This window comes from Geodermatophilus sp. SYSU D01045 (assembly GCF_054050295.1).
Genome location: NZ_JBJGZB010000028.1, coordinates 38322 through 51364, shown reverse-complemented (window position 1 = coordinate 51364; position 13043 = coordinate 38322). Strand labels below are relative to the sequence as shown.

General features: G+C 77.2%; 11 protein-coding genes. 4 read left to right on the top strand and 7 right to left on the bottom strand.

Translation table 11 applies throughout. The features are described from left to right. The first annotated feature begins 360 nt into the window (after positions 1-360). The gene (locus ACI798_RS19555) at positions 361-786 is read left to right on the top strand and encodes an ATP-binding protein (protein WP_456940369.1); all 426 of its coding nucleotides are present in this window, start codon (positions 361-363) and stop codon (positions 784-786) included. Positions 787-821: 35 nt separating this feature from the next. Here ACI798_RS19555 and ACI798_RS19550 read toward each other — a convergent pair whose 3' ends face one another. The 3 genes from ACI798_RS19550 to ACI798_RS19540 all read right to left on the bottom strand — a co-directional run bounded on the left by ACI798_RS19550 (position 822) and on the right by ACI798_RS19540 (position 5604). Further along, positions 822-2903, bottom strand: a complete 2082-nt coding sequence (locus tag ACI798_RS19550) for a SpoIIE family protein phosphatase (RefSeq protein WP_456940370.1) — start codon at positions 2901-2903, stop codon at positions 822-824. A 157-nt stretch (positions 2904-3060) separates the two neighbouring features. Further along, complete coding sequence (locus ACI798_RS19545) at positions 3061-3936, bottom strand: trypsin-like serine protease (RefSeq protein WP_456940371.1); 876 nt, start codon at positions 3934-3936, stop codon at positions 3061-3063. A gap of 819 nt (positions 3937-4755) precedes the next feature. Next, positions 4756-5604, bottom strand: a complete 849-nt coding sequence (locus ACI798_RS19540) for a hypothetical protein (RefSeq protein ID WP_456940372.1) — start codon at positions 5602-5604, stop codon at positions 4756-4758. A 361-nt stretch (positions 5605-5965) separates the two neighbouring features. Here ACI798_RS19540 and ACI798_RS19535 point away from each other — a divergent pair, with 361 nt between their 5' ends. Then, positions 5966-7318, top strand: a complete 1353-nt coding sequence (locus tag ACI798_RS19535; RefSeq protein ID WP_457048714.1) for an APC family permease — start codon at positions 5966-5968, stop codon at positions 7316-7318. A 70-nt stretch (positions 7319-7388) separates the two neighbouring features. Beyond that, complete coding sequence (locus ACI798_RS19530; RefSeq protein WP_457048713.1) at positions 7389-8321, top strand: nucleoside hydrolase; 933 nt, start codon at positions 7389-7391, stop codon at positions 8319-8321. Between the two features lie 24 nt (positions 8322-8345). Here the strand turns inward: ACI798_RS19530 and ACI798_RS19525 are convergent, their stop codons facing one another. Continuing rightward, on the bottom strand, positions 8346-9044 hold the full coding sequence (locus tag ACI798_RS19525) for an ANTAR domain-containing protein (RefSeq protein ID WP_457048712.1): 699 nt from the start codon (positions 9042-9044) through the stop codon (positions 8346-8348). A gap of 176 nt (positions 9045-9220) precedes the next feature. Here ACI798_RS19525 and ACI798_RS19520 point away from each other — a divergent pair, with 176 nt between their 5' ends. After that, on the top strand, positions 9221-9679 hold the full coding sequence (locus ACI798_RS19520) for an ATP-binding protein (RefSeq protein ID WP_456940376.1): 459 nt from the start codon (positions 9221-9223) through the stop codon (positions 9677-9679). Between the two features lie 6 nt (positions 9680-9685). Here ACI798_RS19520 and ACI798_RS19515 read toward each other — a convergent pair whose 3' ends face one another. The 3 genes from ACI798_RS19515 to ACI798_RS19505 all read right to left on the bottom strand — a co-directional run bounded on the left by ACI798_RS19515 (position 9686) and on the right by ACI798_RS19505 (position 12989). Beyond that, positions 9686-9922 carry a hypothetical protein gene (locus ACI798_RS19515; protein WP_456940377.1) on the bottom strand — a complete coding sequence of 79 codons (237 nt, stop codon included), beginning with the start codon at positions 9920-9922 and terminating at the stop codon, positions 9686-9688. 43 nt (positions 9923-9965) lie between these two features. Further along, positions 9966-10655 carry an NYN domain-containing protein gene (locus tag ACI798_RS19510; protein WP_457048711.1) on the bottom strand — a complete coding sequence of 230 codons (690 nt, stop codon included), beginning with the start codon at positions 10653-10655 and terminating at the stop codon, positions 9966-9968. A 234-nt stretch (positions 10656-10889) separates the two neighbouring features. Then, the gene (locus ACI798_RS19505) at positions 10890-12989 is read right to left on the bottom strand and encodes a putative bifunctional diguanylate cyclase/phosphodiesterase (protein WP_456940379.1); all 2100 of its coding nucleotides are present in this window, start codon (positions 12987-12989) and stop codon (positions 10890-10892) included. Positions 12990-13043 lie beyond the last annotated feature (54 nt).

Genomic DNA, 13043 nt, shown 5'->3' with positions numbered 1-13043 from the left:
GGGGGGGGGGGGGGGGGGGGGGGGGGGGGGGGGGGGGGGGGCGGGGGGGGGGGGGGGGGGGGGGGGGGGGGGGGGGGGGGGGGGGGGGGGGGGGGGGGGGGGGGGGGGGGGGGGGGGGGGGGGGGGGCCCCCCCCCCCAGGGAGGGGAGGGCCATCGGGTGCTCCTCGGCCGGGTCGTCGGGACCCCGGGGAGACTCCCGGCCCCGTGTTCCGCAGCCGTGTCGACGACGTCGCGGTCCCGTTCCGCACTCCGCACCTGTGACGCTGGTCGCAGCCGGGTTTACGGAACCGGTCCGCGAGCCATACGCAGGTGTTCGACTTCGCGTCCACGACGGGACGCCGACACGAGGAGCGCCCCGGGTGAGACGCGGAACGGCCGATCCTGGCTGGCCGTCGGCGTCACCTCCGCCCGCCTGGGACGGCCTGTCCTGGGAGCTGTCCGACGTCGCCGAGCTGCCCCGGGTGCGCGAGGAGCTGCGGCGGTCGCACGTCGCGCCCGACTCGCCCGACGTGCGCGACCGGCTGGTCCTCGTGCTCGACGAGATGGCCTCCAACGCGCTGCGCCACGGCGGCGGCGCGGTCGAGGCGGTGGTGCGCCACACCGGGGACGCCTTCCTGGTCGCGGTGTCCGACGGCGCCGCCGGCACCCCGCCCACCCCGGCGGTCGACCGCGACCCCTCCGAGGGCGGCCTGGGGCTGTACCTCATCGCCGAGCTGTCGACGGCGCACGGCTGGTACGCGGACGACGGCTCCAAGACCGTCTGGGCGGTGCTCCCTCCCGGGTGAGGTGACGGAACGGCCTCCTGCCGGGAGGTCCTCCGTCAGTCCTGGGGGTGGAGGCGCATGGCGACCAGGGCGACGTCGTCCTGGAGGCCCTCGGGGCGCAGCCGGGCGAGCAGCGCGTCGCCGAGCCGCTCCAGCGGGAGGTCGGCGAGGCGGGCCAGGGCGGTCCCCAGCAGGCCGATCCCGTCGTCGAGCAGCAGGTCGCGGCCCTCGACCAGCCCGTCGGTGTAGAGCAGCAGCGTCGAGCCGCGGGGGACCTCCACCGCGGCCGAGCTGCGCCGGGCGCCGGGGTCGACGCCGAGCATGAGCTGGCCGCGCTCGGTGCCCAGCGTGTGCACCTCGCCGTCGGGGGTGAGCAGCAGCGGCGGTGGGTGCCCGGCGTTGGACCAGCGCAGGGTCGTCGTCCCGGCGGCGCGCTGCTCCGGCGTCTGCTCGACGCGGGCGACCACCGCGGTGGCCATCGTGCGCATGCCGAGCGCGTCGACGGCGGCGTCGAGCTCGGCCAGGACGGCGTCGGGCGGGACGTCGCCGCGGTAGGCGATGCCGCGCAGCATGCCGCGCAGCTGGCCCATGCTCGCCGCGGCCTCGGTGTCGTGGCCGACGACGTCGCCGATGACCAGCACGGTGGCGCCGTCGGGCTGGAGGAACGCGTCGTACCAGTCGCCGCCGACCTGGGCGACCTCCACCGCCGGCTGGTAGCGGACGACGATCTCGGCGTGGTCGGGCTGGGGCGGCGCGGTGAGCATGCTGCGCTGCAGCGCCTCGGCCAGCCGCCGCTGCTGGTCGAACAGCCGGGCGTTGTCCAGCGCCAGGGCGACGCGGTCGGCGACCTCGCGGGCGGCGGCGACCTCCTCGGCGTTGGCGGCCGGCCGGTCGGCGCCGCGGTAGACGCTCAGGGCGCCGAGCGTGCGCCCGCGGGCCAGCAGCGGCAGGGTCACCGCCGTCCGCGGGGCGAGGGCGTCGAAGACCTCGCGGACCTGGTCCGGGAGCGTCGGGCGGATGGCCGCCGGGACGTCGTCGACGGTGAGCAGCCGGCCGGACTGCAGCGCCCGCAGCACGGGCGCGTCGGCGGGGACCGACGCCAGCCGCAGGTCGGCGTAGGCCGCCGCGGCCGCCCGCATCGCCGGGTCGCGGTGCCAGCTCGCGACGTCGCGCATCCGGCCGTCCTCACCGGCGGACAGCGTGAGGATCACCCAGTCGCCGAGCACGGGGACGACGGCCTCGGCGACCCGCTGCAGCGCCGGCTCCTCGGCGCCGCCGGAGCCCAGCGACGCGGACATGAGCGCGCTGACCTCGGCGACCAGCGACAGCCGGGCGGCGCTGTCCCGGGCCCGCTGCTCGGCGGCGCGGCGCTCGGTGACCTCGAGGAAGTAGACCGACAGCCCGTCGGGACCGGGCCACGCGCGGACCTCGTACCAGGCGTCCAGCGGGGGCGGGTAGTACGCCTCGAAGACCCGCTCCTCGCCGCGCTCCATGGCCGCCCGGTAGTTGACCTCGAAGTCGCTGCCGACGGCGGCGGGGAACAGCTCCCACAGGTCCCCGCCGACCAGCTCGTCGCGGCCGCGGCGCAGCACCCGCTCGGCCTCGGCGTTGACGTAGGTGAAGCGCCACTCGCGGTCGAGGGCGAAGAACGCCGACCGCATCGTCTCGAGGATCCGGGCCACCCGGGCGTCGCCCTCGTGCAGGCCCGTGGTGTCGATGCCGGCGCCGAGCAGCCGCACCGCCCGGCCGCGGTCGTCGGCCAGCGCGCGGCCGCGGCCCTGCACCCACCGGGTCTCACCGGAAGGCAGCACGATGCGGAACTCGGCGTCGTAGGCGCCGACGGTGTCGATCGCCTCCTGCAGGGCGGCGAGGGTGCGGTCCCGGTCGTCGGGGTGCAGGCGGTCGGCGAAGGCCCCGATCGTCTCGCCGAACCCGTCGGCCTCCAGCCCGAAGATGGCCAGGAGCTGGTCGTCCCAGGCGAGCCGGCCGGACTCGAGGTCCCAGTCGAAGCTGCCGATGCCGGCGGCGTCGATCGCCAGCTCGAAGCGCAGCCGGGCGACCTCGAGGTCGTCGGGCAGCACCGACAGCGGGCGGGCGACCGCTCCCGTCGACCCCGGACGCTGCTCGGGGACGGTCACGGGAAGCGGGGGTCCATTCGGTGCGGGAGCGGTGGTCCGCCGTCCTTTCTCCCATGCCCGGACCCGGAACGACAACCGGTGTGCGCGAGTCGACACCGCGTCCCGACGCGCGGGAGCCCCGGTCCGCGTCGCGGACCGGGGCTCCGGTAGCAGTGCGTCAGGCGCCGGCGGGGTAGACCTCGAACGTCTCCAGCCAGTCCTGGACGACGGGGACGTCCACCCGCTGCAGGCCGTCGATGTACCGGCAGTTGGACGTGTAGCCGTAGCTGGTCACCGTGACGACGTGCCCGGTCTCCGGGTTGAAGCTCGGGCCGCCGGAGTCGCCGAAGCAGGTGCCTCCGCCGCCGCGGTTGTCGTGCTCGTTGCCGTTGACCTGCAGGATCTGCGGGGTCAACTTCTGGCCGACGACGTCGGTGTAGCGGCGCAGGATCGGGAAGCTCTGCGGGGTCGGCTTCTGCGGGCCGCCGTCGGCCTGCCGGACCTCGGTGCCGTAGCCGACGGCGGTGAACGTCGTGCGGTTCAGCCGCGGCTGGGCGTACTGGTCCAGCTCGTTCGGCGCGGCGAGCCGGGCCGGCGCGATGCCGGTGACCGGCGCGTCGAGGACGACGACGCCGACGTCGTTCCAGTTGTCCGTGTCGGTGAAGTCCGAGTAGCCCGGGTGGGTGTGCGCCGTACCCGGGTACCAGCCGTCGGGGAGGGTCTCCCCGGAGCCGAAGCCCTCGGCCGGGACACCGGCGGTCGGCAGGTCGGAGGGTGCCTCCTCGTCGACCACCGGCTCGAAGGTGACGATCGTGTCGCCCACGGTGCCCGCCGTGCAGTGCGCCGCGGTGAGGACCACGGTCGGGCTGACCAGCGTCCCGGAGCAGCGGTAGCGGCCGGTCGCGTCGTAGAAGACCAGCAGGCCCACGTTCCCGTAGACGTTGGTGCGGTCCTCGATGCCGCCGGTGACGGCGCCGGCCGGTGCCGGTGCGACCAGGCCGACGGTGAGCAGGGCGGCGGCCCCGGCGAGCACCGCCTTGGTGCGTGCGTGCATCCCTCGTCCCCTCGGGTGTCCGTGGACCGCCGGGCGGCGGCTCCACCGAGGGGAACGAACCGTGCACGGAGGGGATACGCAACTCGTCAGGACCGGAGCCGGACGCGGGACGGGCGCTCCCGGCGGCGCGGGCCGGCGGCGGTGCCGGTCCGGCCGCCCGGGAGCGCCCGTCGTGTCGTCTCGTCGCGGCGCGCCCCGAGCGGGGGCCGCGTCCGCCGTCCTCCTCGCGGCGCCGGGCCGGTGACCGTGGCCGGATCCCGGGGGCGTCCACCTCCTCCGGCGGGCCGGGCGCCTGCCTGGCCGGGTCGCGCTCGGTCAGAGACCCGGGGGGACGACGGGACGGGTCGTCCCCCGCCGGGCACCGGCGGGACCCGGTCCTCCGGCCGCGGCGGCCGTCGCCGGACAGGCCGCGCCGCGCTCGTCCGGGCCTCCCGGGAGGGTCCGCGCGCTGCACCGGATCGGTGAGTCGGCGGGGGGTCGAGGCCGGATCGTCGTGCGGGAGCGTCTGTCGGGCGGCGGGGGACTCCCGCTGCCGGGCGCCGCTCCGCGGTGCGGTCCGGGCCTCCCTGGAGGGTCCGCGCGCTGCACCCGGGGGGGGTGAGTCGGCGGGGGTCGAGGCCGGATCGTCGTGCGGAGGGGTCTGCCCGGCGGCGGGTGCCGCGGAGGAGGGCCAGAGGCGGCCGTGGTCGGCCGGAGGGTGGATCTGCTCGGGGAGCGGGCCGGCGGTCCGGCCACCCGCGGGGGGAAGGGGGCGGCCGGGCCCGTCGAGCACGTCGACGAGGGGCGGACGCGCGTCCCCGGGGAGGGGCGCGCTGCGGATCAGCCGGGAGCCGGTGGAGGTGGCCGGGGCGAACCCCGCGCCGGGTGCCCGCCCGGGTCGCCCCGGGTGCGCACCGCACCGGCGGTGCACGGCGGGTCGGGCGCCCGCGCCGTCGGCCGCCGGGTGGCGGGCCGCGCCGGCCAGCCGGCCGGGGCCAGCGCCGGGCCCGCGGAGCGGGGGACGGCGGGACGGGACGGGACCGGCCGGCCGGAGCCGGCCGGGAGCGACGCCGCGGCGGGGGAAGACGCCGCGGGCCGGATCGTGGGGGTGCTCGGCAGCTCGGTGAGCACCACGGGCCCGTCAGGGGCCGGAGGGGGCGGCGGGACGGCCGGGACGGCCGGGCGGGGCCGGCCCCAGGCCAGGTGTGCGCCGTCGGGGCCGGCACCCCACAGCGCCAGCCGCCGGACCAGGCCGGGACCGGCCGGCGGCACGACGACGGGCGCGGTCGGCCAGGCGGCGTGGGCGCCGTCGGGGCCCGCACCCCACAGCGCCAGCCGCCGGACCGAGGCCCGCAGCCGCGCGCGCCAGCGCGGGCCGGCCGCAGGGGCGGGAGCCGGGGCCGCGGCGGCCGGGGCCGCGGCGGCCGGGGCCGCAGGGGCCGCAGCGGCCGCAGCGGCCGGGGCCGCCGCCGGCGGGACGGGGCGCGGCCGCGGCACGGGCACCGGGCGGGCCACCGGCAGCGGGCGCAGCGCGCGGGGGGCACCCGGCGAGCGGGTCGCCACCGCGCGGCGCGGGCGAGGCCGCCGCGGCAGCTCGTGCGCCCGGTCGAGCAGGCCGAACAGGCCGGCCAGCGACAGGTCGTCCGGCAGGGTCGCCGACGACGGGGCGGGTGCCCGGTCGATCGCCATGCCATCCTCCTGGGGGTCTGGTCCACAGCCGGGGAAGGTGCTGCGGACAGGGAGAACGGTAGGGACGGCGGGCCTCGCGAACGGCCGATCGGGGCACGTCCTGGAGACCCCGTGACGCAACCGTTGTGGCGCCCTGACCAGCGCGTCGGTCACCCGGCGCTGCCGACGATCACTTGTCGACCCGTCGACGGCCCGCGAGCGTGGGAGGCCCCCGCGGGGCCTCCGGTCACGCCGGGACACGCCCCGGCGCGCCCGGCGTGTCGGGGCGTGTCCCGGCGTCCCGTCCCCCGCGTCCCGTCCCCGTGTCCCGGAACGGTGCGGTCCGGTTGCCGGGGCATACGAGCCTGCCGAGACTCGACCGGTGAGCGAGCAGCCCGCGACGGCGGCACCGGACCGGACCCCGGGCAGCACGGACGGGCCGGACACCAGGCTGCGCCGCGCCGTCACCGGACCGCTGCTCTACCTGTTCGTCCTCGGCGACGTCCTGGGCGCCGGCGTCTACGCGCTGGTCGGCGAGGTGTCCGCGGAGGTCGGCGGGGCGATCTGGGTGCCGCTGCTGGTCGCGCTGCTGCTGGCGCTGCTCACCGCGGGGTCCTACGCCGAGCTGGTCACGAAGTACCCGCGCGCCGGCGGCTCGGCGGTGTTCGCGGAGCGGGCGTTCCGCTCGCCGGTGGTCGCCTTCCTCGTCGGCTCCTGCATGCTCGCCGCCGGCGTCACCAGCGCCGCGGGCCTGGCGCTGGCCTTCGCCGGCGACTACCTGACCGTCTTCCTCGACGTGCCCGCCGCGCCGGCCGCCCTGGTGTTCCTGCTGGCCGTGGCACTGCTCAACGCCCGCGGCATCCGCGAGTCGCTGCGCGCCAACCTGGTCATGACGCTGGTGGAGACCTCCGGCCTGGTGCTCGTCGTCGTCCTGGGCGCGGTGGTCCTCGGGCGGGGCGACGGCGACCCGGGCCGGGTCGTGGAGTTCCCGCCCGGGGTGTCCGCGGGGACGGCGGTGCTCTCGGCGGCGCTGCTGGCCTACTACTCGTTCGTCGGGTTCGAGACGTCGGCCAACGTCGCCGAGGAGGTCCGCGACGTGCGGCGGGTCTACCCGCGGGCGCTGTTCGGCGCGCTGCTCACCGCGGGCGTCGTCTACGTGCTGGTCGGGCTGGCCGCCGCGGTCGTCCTCCCGCCCGAGGAGCTGGCCGGCTCCACCGGGCCGCTGCTGGAGGTGGTCCGCGCCGCCGACGCCGGCATCCCCGACGAGCTGTTCAGCGTCATCGCGCTGGTCGCCGTCGCCAACGGCGCGCTGCTCACGATGATCATGGCCAGCCGGATGGCCTACGGGCTGGCCGAGCAGCGCCTGCTGCCGGCGGTCCTCGGCCGGGTGCTGCCGCGCCGCCGGACACCGTGGGTGGCCATCGCCGTCACCACGCTGGTGGCCATGGGGCTGAGCCTGGCCGGGGACCTGGCCACGCTGGCCAACACGGTCGTGCTCCTGCTGCTGTTCGTCTTCACCAGCACCAACACCGCGGTGCTGGTGCTGCGCCGCGACCGGGTCGACGCCCCGCACTTCCGGGTGCCGGTGGTGGTGCCGGTGCTCGGCATCGCCTCGTGCCTGGTGCTGCTGTGGCGCCAGGAGGCGCGCACCTGGGCGTTCGCCGGCGTCCTGCTCGCCGTCGGGGTGGTGCTGTACCTGGTGACCGCGCTGCCGCGGCGCCGGGTGGGGAGCTGACCGCGGCGCGAGCGCACGCGGGCCCGGTTGCGAGGATGGCCGGGTGGCTCCTCCCCCACCGCGGCCCCTGGTGATCGACACCGACCCCGGCATCGACGACGCGCTGGCCATCCTGCTCGCGCTGGCCAGCCCCGAGGTCGACCTCCGCCTGGTCACCACCACGCACGGCAACGTGGACCTCGCGCAGACCACCGAGAACGCGCTGCGGGTGCTGCACCTGGCCGGCCGCTCCGACGTCCCCGTGGCCGCCGGCGCCGCGGACTCGCTGGTGTTCCCCCAGCCCGAGCGCGCCGGGCACGTCCACGGCGCCACGGGCCTCGGCGGCGTCGAGCTGCCGCCGTCCCCGGCCGCCGTCGACCCGCGCCCGGCCGTCGTCGCGCTCGCCGAGCTGCTCCTGGCGTCGGAGGAGCCGGTGACGGTGGCCGCGATCGGGCCGTGGACCAACGTCGCGCTGCTGCTGGCCACCTACCCCGAGGCGGCGGAGCGGATCGACCGGCTGGTGCTCATGGGCGGCTCGGCCGGCCGCGGCGGCAACGTCACCGCCGCAGCGGAGTTCAACGTGTGGTCCGACCCGGAGGCCGCGGCGCGGGTGCTCGGCTCGACGGTGCCCACCGTGCTCGTCGGCCTCGACGTCACGCTGCCCACGGTCCTCGACGAGGACGGCGTCGCCCGGTTCGCCGCGGCGGGGCCGGTCGGGAAGACGGCGGCGGCGATCCTGCAGCAGTACCTGGACCACGCCCGCACCTCCTACGGCGCGACCGGCGTGGTGGTGCACGACGCGCTGGCGCTCACCGAGGCGATCGTGCCGGGCACGCTGGGCACCGTCCGCCGCGACGTCGTCGTCGACACGACGACGGGGCCCGCCCGCGGCCAGACGCTGGTCGACCGCCGGGCGGTGTCGTCCTCCCCCACCGCGGTCGACGTCGCCGAGACCGTGGACAGCCCGGCCGCCGTGGAGTTCCTGGTCAGCCGGCTGGCCGACCTCGCGACGCGGGTGGGCTGAGCCGGGCGGGTGCGCCGAGCCGGCTCAGCGCGGGTCCTGCGTGGACGACACGATGCCGGTGGCGATGTCGCGCAGCTTGCGGTTGTAGCGCTGGGACGCCTCGCGCAGCAGCTCGAAGGCGGCGTCGGCGTCGACGTGCCGCTGCGCCATCAGCACGCCCTTGGCCTGCTCGATGACCGCGCGGGACTGCATCGCCAGCTCCATGTTGCGGGCGTGCTCGCCGAGCTGGGCGTGCGCGTCGGCGTTGGCGACGGCGACCGCGACCGCCTCCGCGACCTCCCGGGCCGCGTCGGCCGACCCGTCGGAGGTGAACGCGGCGGGCCGCGAGGAGTAGGTGTTGAGCGCGCCGATCGTGGTGCCCTGGTAGGGCAGCGGCATCGACAGCGAGCTGCGGACGCCCACCTCCACCACCCGCGGGACGTAGTCCGGCCAGCGGGTCTCCGTGTGCGTGTCGTCGATGCGCAGCACGACCCCGCCGCGGCCGGCGTCCAGGCAGGGGCCGTAGCCGCGCTCGTACTGCAGCTCGTCCGCGGCCAGCGCCATGTCGCCGTGGTGGGCGGCGGTGGTGGCCGTGTCCCCGCGGACGAGGGTGATCGACGTGGACTCGGCGCCGGGGACGTGGTCGGCGGCGATCCGGGTGATCTCGTCGAGCACGTCCTCCAGCGCCCGGTCGGCCAGCTGCAGCCGGCTCAGCGCGCGCCAGAGCTCCTCCACGACGCCCATCCTGCCCGCACCGGCGGCTGCCGGGGAGCCGGGTGATCACCCCCCGTGCGGGGGGCGCGCGGGGCCGCCGCTGCGGGCCAGGGCGCTTTCGGTCAGGATGGACGCCGGTCGGGCGGAGCAGACGCGAGGGGTGGGACATGGGCCAGGAGGCGTGGCCGTGCACTCCGGTGCCCTCCGTGGCCGGCGACGTCTGGCACTGGCAGCTGGAGGCCATGCACGTCGTCTCCCGCGTCCGCGCGGACCTGCGGGCCCGCATCGCCCACCCGTCGGTGAGCACGTCGTCGACCGAGGACGCCCGCGACGGGCTGCTGCTGGTGTTCGAGGAGCTCGCGTCCAACGCCCTGCGGCACGGCGGCGGCGACGTCCGCGCGCTGGTGGTGGCCAGCCCCGCCGGCTGGCTGCTCGACCTCAGCGACGAGGCGCCCGACCGGCCGCCGGTGCCCGCCGTCGACCGCGACCCGTCCCTCGGCGGGATGGGCCTGCACCTGGTCGCCCAGCTGTCGGTCGACTACGGCTGGGAGAAGCGCCCCGGCCGCAAGCACGTGTGGGCGCGGCTGCCCTCGGGCCTGGAGCCGCTCGAGGGGTTCGGCAGCCAGGTCCCCGAGCCGCGCGCGCCGGAGGTCCCCCGGGACTGAGCCGGCTCAGGCCGAGTCGGCCACCGCCGCGCCGTCGTGCTCGGCGCGGGCGCAGTGGGCGCAGCAGTAGAAGTGCCCCTCCACGACGACGCCGTGGCCCACCACCTTGACGCCGCAGTGCTCGCAGATCGGCGCCATGCGGTGGATGGCGCACTCGAAGCTGTCGAAGGTGTGCCGGGCCCCCTGGGCCACCACCTCGAAGCTCATGTCGTAGTCGTTGCCGCAGACCTCGCAGACCGCCATGGCCCCTCCGTTCCCCGGACGGGGCCGGGGGACACGGGGCGCGTCAGCTGCCGCGGCGGGCGGTCCAGTTCGAGACGAAGTCCCGCAGGCTGCGGGTGGGCCGCAGCCACGCGCCGTCCGGCGGCAGCGCGTCGAGCCGGACGCGGTCCAGCGGCGCGGCGAAGGCGCCCGGGACGTCCTCGATGTCGATGAACTCCAGCAGGTCCGAGCCGATGGCGTAGCCCGCGACCTCGCTGAAGGCCACGACGACGACCTGGGTGCCGGTGCGCGCGAGCTCCTCGAGCGGCTCGGCGAAGTTGCGCCCGTCGCCGGAGAACACGACCAGCCGCCGCAGCCGGTGGCTGTGCGCGCGGACCTCGATGTGGTCGAGCATCGCCTGGTCGATGTCGTCGTCGGGCTGGCTCTTGGGCCGGGCGAAGACGGCGTAGCCGAAGCCGCGCAGCGCCTCCACCCAGCGCTGCAGCGAGCCGACGACCGGCGGGATGTTGGCGAAGACGCAGGCCTCGACCTCGGGCGCGTCCGGGGCGGCGGCGTCGCCGGCGCCCTCGACGAACCAGGCGGCGATCGCGTCGAAGCGCGGCCGGGACGCGGCGGTGGGGCGGGCGCCGATGACCGTCGACAGGGTCATGTCGATGTTCGGCGCGTCCCAGATGAGCAGGTCCAGCGCGGGCCGCCCCCGGCCGCCGTCGGCGCGGGGCTCGGCGAGGGGCGTCTCTTCGCTGGTCGCGGTCACGGGGGCAGTCTGCCCGGTCGCCCCCGCACCCGTGCCGGGGCCGTCCGGGGTGTCCGGCAGCGGGGGGACGACGACGGGCGGGACGGCGGGCGGTGCGACGACGGGCGGTGCGACGGCGGGCGGTGCGACGACGGGTGGCGGGCCGGCCGGTGCGGTCGCCCGGCGGACGGCGCGCCGGCGGACGGGACCCGTCACCGCCGGTCCACTCCCCGCCGTCCGCTCAGGGCAGCCCCCTCAGCGCAGCCGGCCGGCGAGGGCCAGCGCGCAGGAGTCGCCGCCGCCGGCCCGCACCCGGTCCGCCCAGCGCGCGACGTCCTCGGCGCTCATGGGGTGGGCCAGCAGGTAGCCCTGCGCGGAGTCGCAGCCGGCCTCGCGGACCATCCGCAGGTGCTCGGCGGTCTCCACGCCCTCGGCCACCGACCGGATGCCCAGGGTGTGCGCGAGCTCGACGATCGCCCCGAGCACCGCGCCGGTGCCGCCGGAGGCCAGCCGCTCGGCGGCGTTGATCAGCGAGCGGTCGATCTTCAGCGTCCCGATGGGCAGCGCCATGAGCTGGGCCAGCGAGGACCAGCCGGTGCCGAAGTCGTCGATCGCCACCCGCACGCCGAAGCCGCGCAGGACGGCGAGCTGGTCCTCGGCGCGGGTGGGGTCCTCGGCGACGGAGGTCTCGGTCAGCTCGAGCATCAGCTGCTCGGGCGCCAGGCCCGACTCGTGCAGTGCCGTCCGGACGTCGCGGACCAGCGTCTCGGCGGAGAAGTGCCGGGCGCTGATGTTGACCGCCATCCGCAGCGACAGGCCCTGCTCGGCCCACTCGGCGGCCTGGCGGGTGGTCTCGTGCAGCAGCCACCGCGTGATCGGGATGAGCTGGCCGGTCTCCTCGGCCACGGAGAGGAAGGCGTCGGGCGAGAGCAGGCCGCGCTCGGGGTGCTGCCAGCGCAGCAGCGCCTCGACGCCCTCGACCTCGCCGGTGTCCAGCCGCACCACGGGCTGGTAGTGGACGACGAACTGGTCCAGCGCGCCGTCGCGCAGCCGGGTGGCGACGTCCATCCGCCAGCGGGCGGCGTCGCGCAGGCCCGGGGAGAACAGGTGGACGCGGTCGCGGCCGGCGGCCTTCGCCGCGTAGCTCGCGGCGTCGGCGTCGCTGAGCAGCTGGTGGGCGTGCCGCAGCCCGGGCTGGGCGACGGCGACCCCGATGCTCGCCGAGACCGGTACCGACACCCCCAGGGCGACGAACGGGCGGGCGAAGGAGCGCTGCAGCCGGAACGCCAGCGACGCCGCCTCCGGGGTGTCGCAGGAGCGGGCCAGGACGACGAACTGGTCGCCGCCCAGCCGGCCGACGGCGTCGCCGGGACGGATCTGGGCGACCAGCCGGGCGCCGACCTGGCGCAGCAGCTCGTCGCCGACCTCGGAGCCGAGCGAGTCGTTGATGGTCTTGAAGCCGTCGATGTCGAGGAAGAGCACCGCGGTGCGGCTGCGGTCGTCCGCGAGCGCCTCGCCGACGAGCTCGAGCAGCCGCGCGCGGTTGGCCAGCCCGGTGAGGTCGTCGTGGGTGGCCTGCCAGGCCAGCCGCTCCTGGTCGCGGACCCGCTCGGTGATGTCGATGTGGGTGGCGACGAGCTGGCCGTCCTCCTCCACCCGCGCCGCCTGCATGCGCCACCAGGTGGGGCCGCTGGCGGACTCGATGGAGTACTCGCAGGAGAAGGTGCGCGTCGGTCCCCCGGACGGCGCGGCCCGCAGCTCGGCGAGCCCGCCGGCGATGCGGGCCAGGTCGTCCGGGCTCAGGCCCTGACCGATCCGCGCGAGGTAGTCGTCGCCCACCCCGGCGGGCTCCCAGCCCCCCGCGCGCACCAGGCCGGCGGCATCCGCCCAGCTGCGGTTGACGGAGCGGACCCGGCCGGCGCGGTCGACCAGCACGGTCGGGTTGGGGTAGGCGTCGAGGACGGCGGTGGTCTGCCGGAGGGCGTGCGCCTGGGCGGCGTGCGCGCGGTGCCGCGAGTCGACGTCGCGGATGAACACGACCAGGCCGGTGCTGTCGCCGGAGGCGCGGACCTCGAACCAGCGGTCGCGCGGCTTGTGCAGGTACTCGAAGACGCGGGGGTGGCCGTCGTCGAGGGCACCGGCGAGCTCGGCCACGAACTCGGTGTCGCGGAGGTCGGGGATGCAGTCGAGGACCGTCTGCCCGAGCAGGGTGTCCGCCGACCGCCCGAGCAGGTCCTCCAGGGCGGCGTTGAGCCAGGTGAAGCGCCACTCCCGGTCGAGGTGGCAGACCGCGTCGGGGACGCTGGCCAGCAGGTTCGGCGGTGCCGCCGCGCCCGCACGGTCGGATGGGTGCACGCGTTCTCTCTCCCCCTGCCGCACGCCGGGCCCCGTCGCGCGGGTCACCGGTAC